Below are 18,434 nucleotides of genomic sequence, written 5' to 3'. Positions count from 1 at the left end.
GGTCAGTTCTTCGCGTACGGTGCGTCGGCGTCGGGTGCCGGGGCCGGTGCCGGGGCGGGAGCGGCCTCGCTGAGGCCGAACCGCGCGTGGAACGTGCGCAGGAAACCCGGCGCGTACCAGGCCGAGCGGCCCAGGAGCCGCATCGCGGCGGGTACCAGGATGCCGCGGACGGCGAGCGCGTCGATGAGGATGGCGAGACCGCTGCCGAGGCCGAACAGCTGCATGAAGCTGATCTCGGCCGTCCCGAAGGCGAAGAAGCTCAACGCGATCAGCACGGCCGCCGCACTGACGATGCCCCCGGTGTGGCCGAGGCCGTCGGCCACGGCGGATTCGTTGTCCTCGCCCAGCTCGTGGAGTTCCTTGATGCGGCTGGTGACGAACACCTCGTAGTCCATGGAGAGGCCGAAGGCGACGCAGAACATCAGCACGGTCATCGAGGTCTCCATCGGCTGCGGGGTGAAGCCGAGCAGGCCGGAGAGGTGGCCGTCCTGGAACATCCACGTCATGACGCCGATGGTCGCGCCCAGGCTGAGCGCGTTGAGGACCAGGGCGCGCAGCGGCTGCACGACGCTGCCGGTGAAGAGGAAGAGCAGCAGGAAGGTGGTGACGGCGATCAACCCCACCGCGAGCGGGAGCCTGCCGCCGATGGAGTCGTTCGAGTCGACCAGTTCGGCGTCGCCGCCGCCGACCAGCGGGTGGGTGCCGGGGGGCGGGGTGGCGGCCCTGACCTCTTCCACCAGTTCCTTGGCCGCATCCGACTTCGGGGTCAGGGTGCTCACCACGTTGAGCTGCTGTGCGTCGGGGCGGGCGAGTGCCGCGTTTCCCGGTCCCGTCGGTTCGGCGCGGCCGCCGGTGTGGACGCCGGTGCCGGTCTCGACGCGGGCGACGCCGTCGAGCCCCGACAGGCCGGCCGCGTACGACCTCAACGCGGCCGTGCCGACGGCCTCGTCGATGACGACGTGCAGGGCGGCGGCGTCGTTTCCGTTGAAGTTCTCCCGCAGCGCCGCCGAGACCTGGCGGCTCTCGGCGCCCTCGGGCAGCACCCGTTCGTCCGCCGTGCCGAAGGTGATGCCGAGCAGCGGACTCGCCGCGAGGAGCAGCACGGCGAGGACGGGCAGCGCGGTGAGTGCGGGCCGGCGCATGACGGTACGGGCGAGGCGTCCCCAGGCGGATGTGCCGGACCGGGTGCGGTCCGGCTTCACCCACGGCAGCCGGCCGCTGTTGACCCGGTGGCCAAGGACGTGGAGGAGGGCCGGCATCACGAACAGGGTGGCGAGGGCCGCGATGACGACGACGCCGACGCCCGAGTAGCCGAAGGAGCGCAGGAAGTACTGCGGGAAGACCATGAGCGCGGCGAGTGCGGCCGCCACGGTCGCGGCGGAGAACGCCACCGTGCGGCCCGCGGTGCTCATCGTCCCGCGCACGGCGTCGTCCACGCTCGCGCCCGCCGCGAGCTGTTCCCGGAAGCGGCTGACCATCAACAGCGCGTAGTCGACGCCGAGTCCGAGGCCGAGGGCGGTGGTGAGGTTGACGGCGAAGACGGAGACGTCGGTGACGCTGCCGACGACGTAGAGCTCGGCGAAGACGCCCACGACGGCGATGAGCGCGACGGCCAGCGGCAGCAGCGCCGAGACCACGGTGCCGAAGACCACCAGGAGCAGCAGGAGGATCAGCGGCACGGCGATGGTCTCGGCGAGGACGAGGTCCTTCTCGGTCTGCGGCCCCATCTCGTGGCTCACGCCGGTGCTGCCCCCGGCCTTGACCGTGAAGGTGTCCGCGTAGGTGCCGGTGTAGGCGTCGATGACCTTCCCGGCGTTCTCCTGCCGTGCCATGTCACGGCCCTTCACCCGGGCCAGGACCAGGGCCTCGCGGCCGTCCTCGGAGCGGAGGCCGGGGCTGTTCGTGTCCCAGTACGAGACCACGTTCTCCAGGCCCTTCTCCTTCTTGAGGTCGGCCACCAGGGCCCGGCCGTCGTCCCGGGCGGCCGGGGCGTCGACGCGCCCCCGTTCGGACCGGACCAGGAGCACCAGGTCGGTCTCCCCGCCGAACTTCTCGTCGATGACGGCCCTGGCCCGGGAGGACGGGGACGCGGGGTCGTCGAAGCCGCCTCCCAGGAGCTTCCCGAACGCGCCCGCGCCCAGGACACCCATGAGGGCCACCGCCACGGCGGCGACGACGAGGACCAGCCGGGACCTGCGGATCGCCAGTTCGGCCATACGTTCGAACACGGGCTCGCTCCTTGGGTGCTGCGGTGAGAAGGACATGAGGCGGCCGGGCAGGAGGGGAACGGGAAACGCGTGCGCTCCGCTGCCGGCACCGGACGGACGAAGCGGGCCGTGCCCGGAGCGCGGTGCGCGCTCCTCGTCGCCGTCACCGACGCTAGCGGGGCACAACTTGATTTGGCAGTGTCAGATTTTCTTCACGGGATGGCCGATTCGGTACCGCGGCGTGGACATACGGCCGTACCGTCGCCCCATGTCCCCAGACGAAGCCCCGCCGGTGCGGCCGTCCCTGCGCGAGCGGCGCCGGGCCGTCGCCGCCCAGGAGATCGTGGGCGCCGCCGAGTCCCACATCGTCGAGCACGGCCCCCACGCGCTCTCCCTGCGCGCGGTGGCCCGCAGCCTCGGCATGACCGTGCAGGCGCTCTACCACTACTTCCCGAGCCGCGACGATCTCGTCACAGCGCTGATCACCAAGGCGTACGACGACCTGGCGGACGCCGTGCAGGCCGCGACGGACGGCCCCCGGGACGACGCGGAGCCGCCGGGGATGGTCATCGCCGCGGAGGCGTACCGGCGTTGGGCCATCGACCATCCCGAGCGGTTCCAACTCCTCTACGGGGCACCGCTGCGGCATTACCACGCGCCGGTCGACGGGCCCACCACGGAGGCGAACCGCCGGATGAGCGCCGTCTTCGAGAGGGAACTGTTCCGTGGCTTCACGCCGGAACAGCTCGCCGCCACCGACGTGCGCTCGCTCTCCCCGGCCTTCCTGGAACACCTGGCGGAGCTGGCACCCACGGGCGGTGGCGAGCTGCCGCCCGCGGCGACCGCCCTGATGCTGAGCGTGTGGGGGTACGTGCACGGGATGGTCGTCCTGGAGGTGTTCGGGCACACCGGTTTCCTCGGGGCGCACCAGGCCGAGCTGTACCGCATGGCGATGCGCAACCTCCTGGCGGACACCCACCGCCGCATTCCGGCGCGGGGCGGCCGGACAGCCCTGGCGCACACCTGACTCGCAGCCGGCGCCCGGTGCGAGGAAGGTGGAGAGGGCACGCGTCACCCGCCCTCTCCCCGAAGGACAGGCCACGTATGCCCGACCGTCTTCCTCCCGTCGGCGTCGAGGAGGAGTACTTCCTCGTCGACGCCTCGCACCGCGCCGTCGTCCCCGCGGCCTCCCGGATCCTGCCCCGCCTGAAGCCCGTGGTCGGGGACCTGGTCACGGGTGAGGCATCCCAGTACCAGGTGGAGGGCAAGACACCGCCCTGCGCCACCCGGGCCGACCTCCTCCACCAGCTGCGCCGCGTCCGCCGGGCCATCACCGCCGCGGCGGCCTGCGAAGGCCTGCGCGTCGTCGCCTCCGCCACCCCGCTGCTCGGCATGCGGGCGCCGGTCCCGCTCAACAACGACCCCCACTACCGCGCCCAGGTCGAGACGTTCCGGTCGCTGTACGACACCTTCGCCTTCTGCGGGCTGCACGTCCACGTCGAGGTGCCCGACCGGGACCACGCCGTGCTGGTCAGCAACCATCTGCGGCCGTGGCTGCCGGCCCTGGTTGCGCTGGCCGCGAACTCGCCCTTCTGGGAGGAACGGGACAGCGGCTACTGCAGCTGGCGGACCCTGGGGGCCACCCGGTGGCCCGTCGCGGGCCCTCCGCCGCACTTCTCCTCCGCCGCCCAGTACGACGCGCTCGCCGCCTCGCTCCAGGAGGCCGGCGCCACCCTCGGCGAACGCTCCCTCTACTGGGACATCCGTCCCTGCGCCCACCTGCCGACCGTCGAGATCAGGGCGATGGACGTCGTCACCGGCGTCGAGGACGCGGCGGCCCTCGCCGTCCTGGTACGGGCCCTGGTCGTGCGGGCGCTCGACCGGGTGCGGCGGGGCGACCCCGGGCCCGCGGTGGACGACTCCCTGCTGCGCGCCGCGTACTGGCGCTGTGCCCGCGACGGCCTGAGCGGACACGGCCTCGACCCGTGGACGAGCCGGCTCGTGCCGGCCCCTGAGCAGGTCCGCCGGCTCCTCGCCCACGCCCGGCCGGCCCTCGCGGAGCACGGCGAACTGGCGGGCGTGACCGCGGCGTTGCGGCGGCTCGTCGCGGGCGGCGGGGGCGCGGGGCGGCAGCGCTCCGTCCACGCCCGCACGGGCAGCCTGCTCACCGTCGTCGACGACCTGGCCGACCGCACCGCCGTGCGCCCCGCCGCGACGGCGCCACCCGCCGCGCTCCGGGTCCTGGACGGCACGGACTGAGACCGGCCGGCCCGCAGGAACACCGGCCGCCGACCGGGGCCCGAGGAATGGTGGCCGGGGTCAGCCCGCGTCGTCGCGCGGGGGCAGGTCCCGGCTGCCGAGCCGCAGGTGCTCGATGTGGTAGACGGCCTCGTCGAGCAGCTGCGCCACGTGGTTGTCGTAGAGGCTGTAGACAATGCGGCGGCCATCGCGGGCGCCGGTGACCAGGCCGAGCGCGCGCAGCAGGCGCAACTGGTGGGAGACCGCCGACTGTTCCATGCCGACCGCGTCGGCGAGCGCGCCGACGCCGCACGGGCCCTGGCGGAGCTTGGTGAGGATCATCAGCCGGGACGGGGTGGCCAGCGCCTGGAGGGTGGCGGCGATCGTGGCGGCGGAGTCCGCGTCGAGGTGCGTGACAGGGCTGATCTTGCTGTCGACTCCGTGTCCCATGCGGCAATCCTACTCGTCATACACTTGAAGACCTCTTCATGTGTTCCGCTATGGTGATGCGGACCGCGCGGCCCCACCCGGCCCGCGGCCGCCGTGCGGCTCCTCCCCCTCGCCGCCCGGCTCCTCCGCCCTGCCTCCGTCCCCGAAGAGGTGTGCCCCGATGTCCTCCGCCCTGGTGGGCGACCGGCCGACCCCGGCCCCCGCCCCTCCCGTCCCCGGCCGGCCGCGCCGCTCCCGGCTCCTCGCCCTGCCCGAGGTCCGCTGGGCGGCGCTGGCCACGGCCGCCTTCCTGCTCGCCTGCCCGCTCGACCTCGCCGGGGCGCCCGGCCTGCTGTGGGGCCCGCTCTACGCCCTCTGTTACGCGGCCGGCGGCTGGGAGCCGACCGTGGCCGGGCTCAGGGCGCTGCGGGAACGGAGCCTCGACGTCGACCTGCTGATGGTGGTCGCGGCTCTCGGGGCCGCGGCCATCGGCCAGTTCCTCGACGGCGGTCTGCTCATCGTCATCTTCGCGGTCTCCGGGGCGCTTGAGGCCCTCGCGACCCGGCGCACCACGGACTCCGTGCGCGGACTGCTCGACCTGGCCCCTGCCATGGCGGTACGGCTGACCGGCGCGGGCGGCACGGGCACCCCGGACGGCGGGTCCGACGGCTCCGGCGAGGAGCGGGTGGCCGCCGGTGAACTCCGCGTCGGCGACACCGTTCTCGTACGGCCCGGTGAGCGGCTGCCCGCCGACGGGACCGTGCTCGACGGCAGCAGCGAGGTCGACCAGGCCACCATCACCGGCGAACCCCTGCCCGTGCCGAGGACGGCGGGTGACGGGGTGTTCGCCGGGACCCTCAACGGCACGGGGGCGCTGCGCGTCCGCGTGGACCGCGACCCCGCGGACTCCGTCATCGCCCGCATCGTCGCCATGGTCGAGGAGGCCGGCGAGACCAAGGCGCCGACGCAGCTCTTCATCGAAAAGGTCGAACAGCGGTACTCGGCGGGCGTGGTGGCCGCCACCCTCGCGCTCATCGCCGTCCCGCTCGCGTTCGGCGCCGGCTTCACCGGGACGCTGCTGCGTGCCATGACCTTCATGATCGTGGCCTCGCCCTGCGCGGTGGTCCTCGCGACCATGCCGCCGCTGCTCTCCGCCATCGCCAACGCCGGCCGGCACGGGGTCCTCGTCAAATCCGCCGTCGTGATGGAGCGGCTCGGCACCGTGACCAAGGCCGCCTTCGACAAGACGGGCACGCTCACCGAGGGCACGCCCCGGGTCACCGCCGTGCGGACGCTGCCCGGGACGGGCCTCAGCGAGGACGAGGTACTGGCGCTCGCCGCGGCCGCCGAACACCCCAGCGAGCACCCGCTGGCCCGCGCCGTGGTCGCCGCGGCACGCGAACGCGGGCTTCCCCTGGAGAGCGCGCGGGAGTTCGCCGCCGCCCCGGGCCGTGGCGTACGCGCGGTCGTCGCGGGCCGCACGGTACGGGTCGGCAGCCCGGACCGGCTCCTGGACGCGCCCCTGCCCGGGGCGGCGGAGGACGACCCGCGCACCGTCGTCGTGGTCCTGGTCGACGGCGCCCCCGCGGCGACCCTGCACCTCACCGACCTGCCGCGCCCCGGAGCGGCCGAAGCGGTCGCCGCCCTCGGTCAACTCACCTGCTCCGCGCCGGTGTTGCTCACCGGCGACACCGCACGGTCCGCCGCCCCCGTGGCCCGGCAGACGGGGATCGATGACGTACGGGCCGGACTGCTGCCCCAGGACAAGGTGGCGGCCGTACGCGAGTGGGAGGAGCGCGGCGAGCGGGTCCTGGTCGTCGGCGACGGCGTCAACGACGCGCCCGCGCTCGCCGCGGCGCACAGCGGCGTCGCCATGGGCAGGACCGGGTCGGACCTGACCCTGGAGACCGCCGACGTGGTCGTGGTCCGCGACGAACTCGGCGCCGTGCCCGCGGTCGTGGCCCTCTCCCGGCGGGCCCGCCGGGTCGTGGTGCAGAACCTCGTCATCGCCTCCGTCTGCATCGCCGCGCTCGTGGCCTGGGACCTCGCAGGCCACCTCCCGCTGCCACTCGGCGTCGCGGGCCACGAGGGCTCCACGGTCCTGGTCGGCCTCAACGGCCTCCGCCTGCTGCGGCGTTCGGCGTGGCGGGCGGGAGCGGATGCTCGTGGGGGTGACTGAGGGAGATCCGGGGGTTCGGGGGCCCTCCAAGGGGCGGGTAGTCGGCAGTACGGCTGGGGCCACCCGTCACAGCACCCCCTCCCCCGCCGACACCGGCACGCACCCCGGCCCGCCGGGGATCGCGCCGCATCCGGGGCGGAAGCTCAGGGTGCGGTAGACCGCCACCTGGCCCGCGAGGTCCGCGCAGGCGCGTGCCGCCGCGGTGACGCGTCGCGTGTACGCGGGGTCCGTCGCGTCGAGGAGTACGCCCAGGGTCGTACCGCTGTGGCCGACCGCCACGCCGAGGCCGCCGACCTCGCGACAGATGGCGCGCATCGGCTCCAACGACCGCTTGTGGCGCAGCGATTGGTTCATCAGCGCGCTGCGCGTGGCGATCCGGCCGACCTCCGCGAGGTCCCGGCGGCCCACGGCGTCGGTGAGGCGCGAGAGCAGGCCGGCGTAGACGCGCCGGTCGGCGGCCGTGAACGGTTTCGGGATGCGGTTGAAGTCCACGGTGTCCACCGAGCCGCCCTCGTCGATGCCGACCACCGCCATCGCGGGCAGCGAGCCGAGGACCGCGCGGAGCCGGACGCTGCGGTGGTGGAAGGCGACGATGGCGGGGTAGAGCACGCCGTCGGTGGGTTCGATGCGGCACAGAAGCCGTTCGATCGCGGCGGGCGGCATGGGGACGCCGAGCGCGCGCCCGACCGCGCGTGCGGTGGCGACGAGGTCGGCCGAGGAGCTGGCGAGCCCCTTGCCCTCGGGGATCACGCTGCTGACGTTGAGCACCCCGCCGCGCGCCGGTCCGGGCCGGGGCGGCGCCAAGTCGGCGATCATGCGCGCCAGTCGGAGGGCCTTGGTCTTGTGCGCGGGACGGACCTCGAGCTCTCCCGAGGCCGACCCGGGCCGGAACGTGGCCATCGTCCACCGCGCGACGGGCAGCGTCACGAGGAAGTCGCCATCGTCCTCCGGCAGGGCCCCCTGGAGCAGTTCGCCGAACGTGCCGAAGGCGGTGCCGACCCCCGTGCCCGGCGGCGGCCCCTCTCGCGGCGGGCGGGCCATGGGCCGGGGCCCGGCCTCCTGGAACAGCTTCACGCGACTCCTCTCGACATCGCGGGGTGCCCGTCTCGGCACCCCGCGGCCATCAGTGTGCCGAGATTAACCGCTCTTGACAATCATTTTCATCTAGTGTGATGCTCTCGGCGTTCCCGGGGGCCGAAAGCCGCTGCGCTCCCCCGGGCCCCGTCCCGCCCTGCCCACACGTCCCGCACGCCCTACGGGGGATCTCAGCCATGCACGCCCACATCGCCGAAGCGGTGAAGAGACCCGATCTCATATCCCTCGCCCCGGATCTGACCTGCCTCCGCTTCGAGACCATGAAGGTCTACTCGGCCCTCGGCGCCGTCCGACACCTGCTGGAGACGGGCGCCGTCCGGCCGGGCGACACGCTCATCGACAGCTCCAGCGGCATCTACGCGCAGGCCCTCGCCCTCGCCTGCCACCGCCACGGGATGAAGTGCCACATCGTGGGCTCCACCACCGTGGACCGTTCGACCCGGGTCCAGCTGGAGATACTCGGCGCCACGCTGGAACAGGTCGCACCCTCCAAAGACCTGCGCCTCGACCAGGAGACGAGGGTCCGGCGCATCGCCGAGATCCTGGCCGAGAACCCCTCGTACCACTGGATGCGCCAGTACCACGACGAGATCCACTACTACGGCTACCGCGAGGTGGCCGACCAGCTCGACGAGGAGCTGCCCGCGGGCCCGGTCGCCCTGGTCGGCGGCGTCGGCTCGGGCGCCTCCACGGGGGCCCTCGCCACCTATCTGCGCGAGACGGGCCGCGACGTGCGTCTCGTCGGCGTGCAGCCCTTCGGCAGCGTCACCTTCGGCTCCGAGCACGTCGCCGACCCGGACATGATCATCGCCGGGATCGGCAGCGCCATCCGGTTCCGCAACGTCCGGCACGAGCTGTACGACCGCGTGCACTGGGTCAACTTCGACAGCGCCCTCTCCGGTGCGGTCTCCCTGCTGCGCACCAGCGGCATCTTCGCCGGGCTCTCGGCGGGCGCCGCCCACCTCGCCGCCCTGTGGGAACGGCGCCGGGACGACTCGCGCACGTACGTCTTCATCGCCGCCGACACCGGCCACCGCTACGTCGAGAGCGCGTACGCGCACCACCAACAGGCCCCGGACATCGACACGTTGAAGCCGCACGAGATCACCTCGCTCGACGAGCTGAAGCACCCCTGGTCCACGACGGCCTGGCCGCCCGTCACCGCGCCCACCGCCCCCTGAACCACCCGCCCCCGAGAGAGAACAGCAAACACATGTCGCACCCCACGCCCCACACCGTCGCGGAGCTCACCGAGGCCGTCCTGTCGGGCGCGCACGGCCCCGACCCGGGCGACTTCACCGTCACCAGCGCGTTCTGGCTCTACAACACCACCCGGCTCGCCGGGGGCGAGGTCACGTACCACAACCACTACCTGCTGCTCCGCGTCGGCGACGCGTTCGGCGCCTGCTCCTTCGAGGCGGGCGAAGTCGCCCCGGACTTCTGCGAGAACGCCTCGGGGCACTCGCTGGACAAGCTCCTGCGCGACGAGTGCGCACCGGTGCGCACCGCGGCGCTCGACGCCTACCTCGCCCGGGTCCGCCCGCACCGCGACGCAGACGACGCCGAGCGCGTCATGCTGCCGGCCGGGACGCCCGAACGGCGCGCCGAGGCCCGCGACGCCGCCGTCGCCGGACTGCTCGACATCGCGCCCGGCGCCCGGGTCGCCCTGATCGGCGTGGTCAACCCCCTTGTCGCGGCGATACGCGAGCGGGGCGGCGTCTGCCTGCCCTGCGACCTGAACCTGCGCACGACCGCGTGGGGCGACCCCGTCACCGACGACATGACCGAGGTCCTCGCGCGGGCCGACGCGGTGGTCGCCACCGGCATGACCCTCAGCAACGGCACCTTCGACCTGATCCTGCGCCACTGCGTCGAACACGACGTGCCGCTGATCGTCTACGCCCAGAGCGGCAGCGCCGTCGCCCGCGCCTTCCTCGGCGCGGGTGTCACCGCCCTGAACGCCGAACCGTTCACGTTCTCGCAGTTCAGCGCGGACCCCACCCCGATGTACCGGTACCGGGCCGCCCTTACGAGCGGGGCGGCCGCGTGAGCGCCGACGCCCCCACCAAGGACACCGCCGCCGAACCCGTGCCGGGCGACCTGCGGATGGCCCGCGCCCTGTGGCCCGTCCTGCTCGCCGCGGCCGTCGGCCTGCTGCCGTTCACCGTCTTCAGCACCTACCTCGTGCCCATAGCCGACGAGGCGGGCAGCAGCGTCGCCGCGATGGGCGGCCTGCGCGGGCTCGGCGGGCTCGCCGCCCTGCTGGTCGGCACCGCACTGGCCCCGCTCATCGACCGTGTGCCCAGGGAGTGGGCGGCGGCGGGCGCGCTCGCCGCGCTCGGCGCCTCCGCCGCACTCGGCGCGGGCGGCCACTTCGTGCTGCTCGCCGCCTTCTGCCTGCTGGTCGGCGCCAGTACGTCCGTGCTGAACCCGGCGCTGACCGCGGCGGCCGCCGACCGCTTCGGCACCGGCCGGGCGGCCGGGCGCGCGGCGACCCTCGTCACGGCCACCCAGTCCATGACCGCCATGCTCGCCGCGCCGGTCATCGCGCTGCCCGCGCTCTTCTGGGGGTGGCAGGGCGACCTGCTGGCCGTGACCGCCGTGTCGCTGGCGCTCGCCGCGGTCTTCGTGGCCCGGCGCCGGCGACAGCGGGACGACGGCGCGGCGCGGGCCGCGCGGACCGGGCCGCGCCTCGGCTACCTCGCCTCGTTCAAGGCGCTCGCGGCGGTCCGCGGCGTGCTGCCGCTGCTCCTGATCGGATTCCTGCGCACCGCGGTCTTCATGGGGTACCTCTCCTACCTCGCGGCCTTCTACGAGGAGCGGTTCGGCCTCGACGCCGGGCTGTTCGCGTTCGTCTGGACGCTCAGCGGCGCGGCGTTCTTCGTCAGCAACCTCCTCACCGGGCGGGTCACCAACTCCGCCGCGCCGCGCGTCGGCACGGAGCGGATGCTCGCCGCCGGGCTCGTGGCCGCACTCCTCTCGGTCATCGGCTTCTACTTCACGCACTGGCTGCCGCTCGCCCTCGCGCTGACCGCGCTGCACGCGGCGAGCCACGCGATCGTCGCGGCCTGCGTGGTCAGCCTCATCGTGCGCCGCTGCGGGACCACGCTGCGCGGCTCGGCGCTCAGCCTCAACGCGGCGGGCCAGAGCCTCGGCGTGTTCGCCGGCGCGGCGCTCGGCGGCGCGGGCCTCGGCCTCGCCGGCTACCCGGGCACCGCGGCCGTCTTCGGCGCGCTGGTGCTCGTGGCGCTCGGCGCCGTCGTCCGGCTGCGGCGCGCGGGCCCCGTGGACGACGAGGCGGTGACCGCGTGAGCGTCCTCGCCGGGGCACCCGCCGAGGGTGCGCCGATGACCCGGACCACCGTCAGGGACCGGCTCGCCTCGACCAGGGCCCTGGTGCTGACCTGCGTCGCGCTCGGCCTCCTGCTGATCGTCTCGGTCGTCGTGGCAATCGGCCTCGGCGCCGCCTACGTGTCGCCCGCCGAGACCGCCCGCTATCTCTGGGCGGCGCTCAGCGGCGGCCGCATCGGCGCCGACGAGTCGACGACGTACCAGATCATCTGGCAGATCCGGACGCCGCGCGTGCTGCTCGCCGCGCTGGTGGGCGCCGGACTCAGCGCGGTCGGCGTGGCCGTCCAGGCGATGGTGCGCAACGCCCTCGCCGACCCGTTCGTCCTCGGCGTCTCCTCGGGGGCGTCGGTGGGCGCCGTCGGCGTGACGGTGACCGGCGGCCTGGCCGCGCTCGGCGTCTACGCCGTGTCGGCCGGCGCGTTCGCCGGCGCGGTCGTCGCGTCCTTCCTCGTGTACGCGGCGTCGAGCGAGCGGGGCGCGCTGTCGCCGCTGCGCCTGGTCCTCACGGGGGTCGCGATGTCGCTCGGCTTCCAGGCCGTGATGAGCGTCATCATCTACTTCTCCCCGGACAGCGAGGCGACCGCCATGGTCCTTTACTGGACCATGGGCAGCTTCGGGGCGGCCAGTTGGGGCGCGCTGCCCGTCGTCTCCGCGGCCGTCCTGGCCGGTCTCGCCCTGCTGTACCGGCAGAGCAGGGCGCTGGACGTCCTGGTGCTCGGCGACGAGACCGCGGCGAGCCTCGGCGTCGGCGCCGACCGGCACCGCAGGGGACTGCTCGTGCTCGTCTCCCTGGTCACCGGGGTGATGGTCGCCGTGAGCGGGTCGATCAGCTTCGTCGGGCTCGTCATGCCGCACCTGGTGCGGATGGTCGTCGGGGCCACGCACACCCGGGTCCTCGCGGTTGCCCCGCTGGTCGGCGCGGTCTTCATGGTCTGGGTGGACCTGCTGTCCCGGACGGTGGTCGCGCCGCGCGAACTGCCGCTGGGCGTCATCACCGCCCTGGTGGGTGTGCCGGTGTTCATCACGCTGATGCGCCGCAAGGGCCATGTTCTCGGGGGGCGTTGAGATGGAGCTGCGCATCGACGGGCTCGGCGTCGTCGTCGACGGCAGGAGCCTCGTACGCGATCTGTCGCTCGACGTGCCGGACGGGCAGGTGGTCGGCCTGGTCGGGCCGAACGGCAGCGGCAAGTCGACCGCGCTGCGCTGCGTGTACCGGGCGCTGCGGCCGACGACGGGCACGGTGCGGGTGGGCGGGGACGACCTGGCCCGGCTCTCCGTGCGGCGCGGCGCGCAGCTCGTGGCCGCCATGACGCAGGACGGTTCCGTCGGCCTCGACTTCACGGTGGAGGAGGTCGTCGCGCTCGGCCGGGCCCCGCACCAGCGCGGCAACCAGGCGCTCACCGCACGCGAACGGGAGCTGTGCGCACGGGCGATGGACCGCCTGGACATCGGCCATCTGGCCCGCCGCGGCGTCCTCACCCTGTCCGGCGGCGAGCGCCAGCGCGTGCTGCTGGCCCGCGCCCTCGTCCAGGAGCCCCGGGTCCTCGTCCTGGACGAGCCGACCAACCACCTCGACGTACGCCACCAGATCGAGGTCCTGTCCCAGCTGCGCGGGGCCGGACCGACCGTCCTCGTCGTCCTGCACGACCTCAACCTCGCGGCGGCCGCGTGCGACCGGATCGGCGTGCTGTCGGCGGGCCGTCTGGTGGCGTCCGGGACCCCTGCGGAGGTGCTCACCGAGGAGCTGGTCGCCGACGTGTTCGGCGTCAAGGCCAGCGTCGTGCCGCATCCGCTGACGGGCGACCCGCAGCTGCTCTACTCCCTCCACCCCTCCCTCTGAAAGGCACGACTGCCCATGTCCCATCCCCGATCCCTCGCGGCCGGATCCGCGCTCGCGCTGACGCTGCTCACCGGCTGCGGCGCCGAGGTCGACGCGGACGGCGGCGCCGAGGCGTCCGAGCGGACCGTCGTCGAGCGCTGCGGCGAGCCCGTCTCCTACAAGGTGCCCCGGCGCGCGGTCGCCTACGAGGGCGGCAGCGCCGACAAGCTGTTCAGCCTCGGCCTGACCGACCACGTGCAGGGGTACGTGATGCCGCCCGGCCTGCCGCCGGTGAGCGAGTCCCCGTGGGCGAAGGAGTACGCCCGGGTGAAGAAGCTCAGCGACGACCTGCTCAACAAGGAGGTCGTCGTCGAGGCCAGGGCGGACCTGGTCGTCGCGGGCTGGAACTCCGGCTTCAGCGACCAGCGGGGCATCACCCCGAAGATCCTCGACAAGCTGGGGATCCAGAGCTTCATGCACACGGAGAGCTGCTTCAACTACCCGGGATTCCCGCAGCGCGTCACCCCGTTCAAGGCGCTCTACAGCGACCTGGAGCGGCTCGGGAAGATCTTCCACGTCGAGAAGAGGGCCGAGCGGGTCGTCTCCGGGCTGAAGAAGCGGGTGGCGGCCGTGGAGGCGAAGGCGCCGAAGGGCGGCGAGCGGGTGCCGGTCTTCCTGTACGACTCGGGCACGGACCAGCCGTTCACGGCCGCCCGTCAGGTGCCGCCCAACGACATCATCGAGAGCGCGGGCGGCAGGAACATCTTCGCCGGTCTCGACGCGCGCTGGACGCAGGCCAATTGGGAGGCCGTGACGGAGGCCGAGCCGGAGGTGGTCATCATCTTCGACTACGGCGAGCAGTCCGCGGAGAAGAAGATCGAGTTCCTGAAGAAGTCGCCGCACACGAGGGAGTTGCCGGCCGTCAGGAAGAACAACTTCTTCGTCCTCGACTACAACGAGGGCATCAGCGGGCCGCGCAACATCGACGGTCTGGAGAAGTTCGGGAAGTACCTGCGGAAACTGGACCGCTGAACGGGGCGGCCGGGCCCGGCCGTTGAACCGGGCCGCCCGGGGCGCTCTGGCATCACCGCCCCGGGCGGCCTACCTTGGCAGCGGACGCACCACTCGAACGGCTTGTCATGCACTTGTCCATTTTATCCCGGCAAGAGGCACGAGGTGAGCCATGTTCCTCCGTCACAGACGCCCCGCGCGCGGCCACCGCACCCGTCCGCGCCGACCGGCCCGTCGCACCACCGTCGTCGCCGCCGTCCTCGCCACCCTGGCGGCGGCCGCCGTCGGCACCGCCCGCGCGACACCGGGCGAGCCCGCCGCATCCGGCGGGCCCGACCGGGCCCGGCCCTCCCTGATCCGCCCCATCGACCCGCAGAACTGGCGCAACCCCGACGACATGACCTGGAGCGAGTACCGCTCCGTGCCCGGCACCGACTGGGCCGACCCCGGCCTGGAACCCACCGAGCGCACCTTCAAGGGCGCCCTGGTGCTCCTCGACTATCCCGACGAGGAGTTCACGCTCAGCAGGCCGCCCGGCTCCACCGTCTTCGGCAACCCGCAGCCCACCGCGTCCGGCGTACCGCGCGACCGGCTCCCCGCGTTCTACCGCGACTTCCTCAACAAGCCCGGCACGCTCAACCACGGCCACACCATCAACGAGTACTGGATGGAGGACTCCGGCGGCCGCTTCGGCGTCGACCTGACGGCGTACGGCGTGTACCGCATGCCGTACAAGTCCTTCCAGTACGGCATCGAGGCGAGCATGAACCCCGACGCCTGCCCGGCGCGCACCACCTGCGGCAAGAACATCCGTACGGACGGGAAGGCCGCCTGGATCGCTCAGGTCGGCGAGGCGGAGGCCGCCAAGTACGACTTCGTCTTCTTCCTCACCGCGGGGCAGGACGAGTCCTCCACCTGGCAGGAGTTCGGCCAGATGAAGTTCGCCGGACCCCGACAGGTGCCCGCGGCCTGGGGGCCGCCCGCCCCCATCGCCTCCGGCGGCAACTCCGCCGCCACCCGCTACGTGCCATGGACCTCCTGGCAGGCCGCGGCCCGCATCTGGCCCAACGCCGTCACCGGCTCCTCCACCCAGGCCGAGAGCTCCGGCATGGGGGTGTACGCCCATGAGCTCAGCCACATCCTGGGCATCGGCGACAACTACAACAACCCCTACGGCACGCCCCTGAGCCGCTCCTACACCGGCATCTGGAGCATGCTCTCGCGCGGCTCGTTCAACGGTCCCGGCGGACCGCACACCCGCTGGAAGATCCCGGCCACCGAGGGCGGCTCCATGGGCTCCCACCACGTGCTGCGCGACAAGCTGAAGCTCGGCATCGTCGACGAGAAGAACGTGCTGCGCCTGGACCGCGACGCGCTCGACGACTCCGGCACGGTCGTCGCCCGGGTCACCGCACGCTCCGCGCCGCCCGGCGCCGACGGCCTCTCCGGCGTCAATATCGCCATGTCCCGCGACCTCTCCCCCGCCTGCGACCGCGACACCGATCCGCTCTGCGACGGCGGCGGCTACCAGAACTACACCGTCGAGGTCGTGGACCGCATGGGCATGGACTCCTTCACCCCGGACAACGGGGTGCTGATCTCCAAGACCAAGAACGAGGACCGGGCCCCCTTCGCCTGGGTGATCGACGCCCACCCCGAGGACATCGACATGGTGGACTTCACGCGCCCCGACGGCACCCCGCAGAAGATCACCATGGGGGACTACCGGCAGCTCAGCGACGCGCTCTTCCACGCGGGCGCCGACTCAGGCAGCTCCTACGAGTACGTGGACCGCGCCAACCGGCTGCACTTCTACGTCACCGACATCCGGCGGAGCCGCTCCGGCGTCCTGTCGTACACGATCGCCGTCAAGTCCCTCGACGGCTCCGGTCCCCAGCGGCGCGGCGCCGCGCTCGGCCGCGGCGAGGCGTCGGGCGACCCCGGCAAGAACCGCGCCACCTGCACCTTCCCGCTGACCAACACCGGCCGCGCCGTCGCCGACCCGCCGGGCGGCCACCCCGAGAACGTTGCCCGCTACCTCCGCTCCGACGTCTACCGGCTCTCCGCCGAGGTATCGGGCCGCGGCTGGTCCGCCTGGCTGCCCAGCAAGCTGACCACGGCACGGGCCGGCTCCACCGTCGAGGTGGACGTCGCCGTCGCCGCGAAGCCGAAGGCCGGGCACGGCAAGCTCACCCTCACCGCACGCTCGGAGAGCGACCCGCACAAGAGCGCGAGCGCCGTCTGCACCCTCGCCGGGAAGCGCTGAGTCAGCCCGCGAACGCGACGCCCGGCAGGCCACGGCCCGCACCCGGCACGACCAGGACCGAGCCCGAGAGGGGGTGCGGCCGGTCGAGGCCGGTGCGGGCCGTGGTGATGTACAGGTCGGTCAGCTCGCGGCCGCCGAAGGCGCAGGCCGTGGGGCGGCGCACCGGCAGCTCCACGGTGCGGTCGAGCCGTCCGTCGGGGGTGTAGCGGCGGACGGCGGCGCCGTCCCAGAGCGCGACCCAGACGCAGCCGTCGGCGTCGACGGTGAGCCCGTCGGGAAAGCCCGCCCCCTCCTCGATGTGGACGAACGGCCTTCTGCGCACGGCGTCGCGGCCGTCGTGGTCGAGCACGTCGACGCGGCGCGTGGTGCTGTCGACGTAGTAGACGAGCCGCCCGTCGGGGCTCCAGCCGGTGCCGTTGCTGACGGTCACCCCGCCGAGCAGTTCGGTGGTGGTGCCGTCGGGGGCGACGCGGGTGAGACTGCCGCCGCCCGGCGCCTCGTCGGAACGCATGGTGCCCGCCCAGAGCGTGCCGTCGGGCGCGACGGCCGCGTCGTTGCCGCGGCGGCCGGGCACCGGGTCGCGCACCAGCCAGCGGAAGGGGGCGCCGCCGGGCCCGTACAGGCCGATGCCGTCGCGGAGGTTGACCACGAGGCCGCCGCCCGCGCGGGGCTTGGCGGCGCCGACGTGCTGTTCGGTGGCCATGACGGTGCGGCGGCCGTCCCCGGGCGCGTACGTGTGGACGCGCGCGCCGAGGATGTCGACCCAGATGAGCCGGCCGGTGGCCGCATCCCAGGTGGGGCCCTCGCCGAGCGCGGCCCGCTCGTCCACCGCCACGTCGTACGGACGGCTCATCGCCGGCCCCGGTGGCCGAGGCGGGCCGAGAGGTCGGCGGCGCCCTTGACGGCGAGGTCGGCCAGCTCGCGCTCGCGCTCCTCGCTCCAGCGGATCATCGGCACGGAGATGGAGAGGGCCGCCACGACCTGGCCCGCGCCGTCGCGCACGGGCGCCGCCACACAGCTGACGTCGGGGTTGGACTCCCGGTGCTCGACGGCGACGCCCCGCTCGCGGATCCCGGCGAGCGCGGTCAACAGCGCCCCGGGATCCGTGATGCTGTCGGGCGTCATGGCGGTGAACTCCCGCCCCTGGATGCGGGCTTCGAGCTCGGCCGGGGGCAGCGAGGCGAGCAGCATCTTGCCGACCGAGGTGCAGTGCGCGGGCAGGCGGCGGCCCGCCGCGGAGACCATGCGCACGGCGTGCGTGGAGTCCACCTTGGCGATGTAGATGACGTCGGTGTCCTCCAGGATCGCCACGTGCACGGTCTCGTCGCAGGTCTCGGCGACCTCACGCGCCACCTGCCGGCCCTCGGCCGCCAGGTCGAGCTGTTCGGCGTAGCGGCTGCCGAGCTGGTAGGTGCGCACGCCGAGCCGGTAGCGGCCCGGCTGGTCCGGGGTCTGGACGAGGTACGAGCGGGCGGCCAGGGTGGTCAGCAGCTCGTGCACGGTGGTCCGCGGCAGCTGGAGCTTGCGGGTGACCTCCGGCGCGGAGAGCGTGCCGTCGCCCTCCAGGAAGAGTTCGAGTATGTCCAGCGACCTGGTCACCGCGGGCACCAGTCGTCCCATGAGTTCGGCCTCCCACCCTGCGCGTCCGAAACTTCGGTCGCTGATCGGTATGACGAACACAGGGTAGGCACGGCGGAGTTCGCGGCGCAATGGCCGCCGGCGCCCGGCAGCACGGCCGGCGCCTCGCCACAAGACCGTTCCGCGCGACCCATTGACACCTTCCGGCCACCGTGAATAACGTCACGCCAACATTTCGAACGTGTGACGAAATACCGAACAA

The 18,434-nt window shown here is 73.4% G+C and carries 15 protein-coding genes; 10 read left to right on the top strand and 5 right to left on the bottom strand.

Annotated elements, in window-relative coordinates; all coding sequences use genetic code 11:
* Window positions 1-2: 2 nt before the first annotated feature.
* On the bottom strand, window positions 3-2,228 hold the full coding sequence (locus tag ACZ7DY_RS00510; RefSeq protein WP_471128089.1) for an MMPL family transporter: 2,226 nt from the start codon (window positions 2,226-2,228) through the stop codon (window positions 3-5).
* 247 nt (window positions 2,229-2,475) lie between these two features.
* Between ACZ7DY_RS00510 and ACZ7DY_RS00505 the strand changes: the two genes are divergently transcribed.
* Window positions 2,476-3,234 (top strand): TetR/AcrR family transcriptional regulator, encoded by a 759-nt coding sequence (locus ACZ7DY_RS00505; protein WP_471128087.1) that lies wholly within the window; start codon window positions 2,476-2,478, stop codon window positions 3,232-3,234.
* A gap of 77 nt (window positions 3,235-3,311) precedes the next feature.
* Window positions 3,312-4,466, top strand: coding sequence for a carboxylate-amine ligase (locus tag ACZ7DY_RS00500; protein ID WP_471128084.1), 1,155 nt, complete (start codon window positions 3,312-3,314; stop codon window positions 4,464-4,466).
* Window positions 4,467-4,526: 60 nt separating this feature from the next.
* Here the strand turns inward: ACZ7DY_RS00500 and ACZ7DY_RS00495 are convergent, their stop codons facing one another.
* Window positions 4,527-4,895, bottom strand: coding sequence for an ArsR/SmtB family transcription factor (locus tag ACZ7DY_RS00495; RefSeq protein WP_471128081.1), 369 nt, complete (start codon window positions 4,893-4,895; stop codon window positions 4,527-4,529).
* Between the two features lie 160 nt (window positions 4,896-5,055).
* Between ACZ7DY_RS00495 and ACZ7DY_RS00490 the strand changes: the two genes are divergently transcribed.
* On the top strand, window positions 5,056-7,053 hold the full coding sequence (locus tag ACZ7DY_RS00490) for a heavy metal translocating P-type ATPase (protein ID WP_471128080.1): 1,998 nt from the start codon (window positions 5,056-5,058) through the stop codon (window positions 7,051-7,053).
* Window positions 7,054-7,119: 66 nt separating this feature from the next.
* Here ACZ7DY_RS00490 and ACZ7DY_RS00485 read toward each other — a convergent pair whose 3' ends face one another.
* Window positions 7,120-8,094: a GHMP family kinase ATP-binding protein gene (locus tag ACZ7DY_RS00485; RefSeq protein ID WP_471130138.1), complete on the bottom strand. Its 975-nt coding sequence runs from the start codon at window positions 8,092-8,094 to the stop codon at window positions 7,120-7,122.
* A 230-nt stretch (window positions 8,095-8,324) separates the two neighbouring features.
* On the opposite strand from ACZ7DY_RS00485, the gene ACZ7DY_RS00480 reads away from it, so the two are divergent.
* The 7 genes from ACZ7DY_RS00480 (at window position 8,325) to ACZ7DY_RS00450 (ending at window position 16,594) form a co-directional block, all read left to right on the top strand.
* Entirely contained in the window at window positions 8,325-9,329 is a 1,005-nt protein-coding gene (locus ACZ7DY_RS00480; RefSeq protein ID WP_471128077.1) for a cysteine synthase family protein, read from the top strand.
* A 32-nt stretch (window positions 9,330-9,361) separates the two neighbouring features.
* Complete coding sequence (locus ACZ7DY_RS00475) at window positions 9,362-10,198, top strand: Rossmann-like domain-containing protein (protein ID WP_471128075.1); 837 nt, start codon at window positions 9,362-9,364, stop codon at window positions 10,196-10,198.
* The gene (locus tag ACZ7DY_RS00470) at window positions 10,195-11,460 is read left to right on the top strand and encodes an MFS transporter (protein ID WP_471128072.1); all 1,266 of its coding nucleotides are present in this window, start codon (window positions 10,195-10,197) and stop codon (window positions 11,458-11,460) included. The genes ACZ7DY_RS00475 and ACZ7DY_RS00470 overlap by 4 nt, the downstream gene beginning before the upstream one ends.
* A gap of 35 nt (window positions 11,461-11,495) precedes the next feature.
* A complete protein-coding gene (locus ACZ7DY_RS00465; protein ID WP_471128069.1) occupies window positions 11,496-12,563 on the top strand; it encodes a FecCD family ABC transporter permease in 1,068 nt (355 codons plus the stop codon).
* A 1-nt stretch (window position 12,564) separates the two neighbouring features.
* Complete coding sequence (locus tag ACZ7DY_RS00460) at window positions 12,565-13,338, top strand: ABC transporter ATP-binding protein (RefSeq protein ID WP_471128066.1); 774 nt, start codon at window positions 12,565-12,567, stop codon at window positions 13,336-13,338.
* A 15-nt stretch (window positions 13,339-13,353) separates the two neighbouring features.
* Window positions 13,354-14,349, top strand: coding sequence for an ABC transporter substrate-binding protein (locus ACZ7DY_RS00455; protein ID WP_471128063.1), 996 nt, complete (start codon window positions 13,354-13,356; stop codon window positions 14,347-14,349).
* A gap of 151 nt (window positions 14,350-14,500) precedes the next feature.
* Window positions 14,501-16,594, top strand: a complete 2,094-nt coding sequence (locus tag ACZ7DY_RS00450; RefSeq protein ID WP_471128060.1) for a M6 family metalloprotease domain-containing protein — start codon at window positions 14,501-14,503, stop codon at window positions 16,592-16,594.
* A 1-nt stretch (window position 16,595) separates the two neighbouring features.
* Here ACZ7DY_RS00450 and ACZ7DY_RS00445 read toward each other — a convergent pair whose 3' ends face one another.
* Together ACZ7DY_RS00445 and ACZ7DY_RS00440 are read right to left on the bottom strand one after the other, a co-directional pair.
* A complete protein-coding gene (locus ACZ7DY_RS00445) occupies window positions 16,596-17,447 on the bottom strand; it encodes an SMP-30/gluconolactonase/LRE family protein (protein ID WP_471128058.1) in 852 nt (283 codons plus the stop codon).
* Window positions 17,444-18,214 carry an IclR family transcriptional regulator gene (locus tag ACZ7DY_RS00440; RefSeq protein ID WP_471128055.1) on the bottom strand — a complete coding sequence of 257 codons (771 nt, stop codon included), beginning with the start codon at window positions 18,212-18,214 and terminating at the stop codon, window positions 17,444-17,446. The genes ACZ7DY_RS00445 and ACZ7DY_RS00440 overlap by 4 nt, the downstream gene beginning before the upstream one ends.
* Window positions 18,215-18,434: the final 220 nt, after the last annotated feature.

It is taken from the genome of Streptomyces sp. NPDC037013 (assembly GCF_055607265.1).
The sequence above is the reverse complement of the archived record's forward strand: the minus strand, read 5'-3'. Positions and strand labels throughout refer to the sequence as shown.

What these genes read in the sequence shown, in the direction of transcription:
- ACZ7DY_RS00480 (WP_471128077.1), top strand. Translation starts at nt 8,325, where the DNA reads ATGCACGCCCACATCGCCGAAGCGGTGAAGAGACCCGATCTCATATCC.
- ACZ7DY_RS00460 (WP_471128066.1), top strand. Translation starts at nt 12,565, where the DNA reads ATGGAGCTGCGCATCGACGGGCTCGGCGTCGTCGTCGACGGCAGGAGC.
- ACZ7DY_RS00505 (WP_471128087.1), top strand. Translation starts at nt 2,476, where the DNA reads ATGTCCCCAGACGAAGCCCCGCCGGTGCGGCCGTCCCTGCGCGAGCGG.
- ACZ7DY_RS00445 (WP_471128058.1), bottom strand. Translation starts at nt 17,447, where the DNA reads ATGAGCCGTCCGTACGACGTGGCGGTGGACGAGCGGGCCGCGCTCGGC.
- ACZ7DY_RS00455 (WP_471128063.1), top strand. Translation starts at nt 13,354, where the DNA reads ATGTCCCATCCCCGATCCCTCGCGGCCGGATCCGCGCTCGCGCTGACG.
- ACZ7DY_RS00450 (WP_471128060.1), top strand. Translation starts at nt 14,501, where the DNA reads ATGTTCCTCCGTCACAGACGCCCCGCGCGCGGCCACCGCACCCGTCCG.
- ACZ7DY_RS00485 (WP_471130138.1), bottom strand. Translation starts at nt 8,094, where the DNA reads ATGGCCCGCCCGCCGCGAGAGGGGCCGCCGCCGGGCACGGGGGTCGGC.
- ACZ7DY_RS00490 (WP_471128080.1), top strand. Translation starts at nt 5,056, where the DNA reads ATGTCCTCCGCCCTGGTGGGCGACCGGCCGACCCCGGCCCCCGCCCCT.
- ACZ7DY_RS00440 (WP_471128055.1), bottom strand. Translation starts at nt 18,214, where the DNA reads ATGGGACGACTGGTGCCCGCGGTGACCAGGTCGCTGGACATACTCGAA.
- ACZ7DY_RS00495 (WP_471128081.1), bottom strand. Translation starts at nt 4,895, where the DNA reads ATGGGACACGGAGTCGACAGCAAGATCAGCCCTGTCACGCACCTCGAC.
- ACZ7DY_RS00465 (WP_471128069.1), top strand. Translation starts at nt 11,496, where the DNA reads ATGACCCGGACCACCGTCAGGGACCGGCTCGCCTCGACCAGGGCCCTG.
- ACZ7DY_RS00475 (WP_471128075.1), top strand. Translation starts at nt 9,362, where the DNA reads ATGTCGCACCCCACGCCCCACACCGTCGCGGAGCTCACCGAGGCCGTC.
- ACZ7DY_RS00500 (WP_471128084.1), top strand. Translation starts at nt 3,312, where the DNA reads ATGCCCGACCGTCTTCCTCCCGTCGGCGTCGAGGAGGAGTACTTCCTC.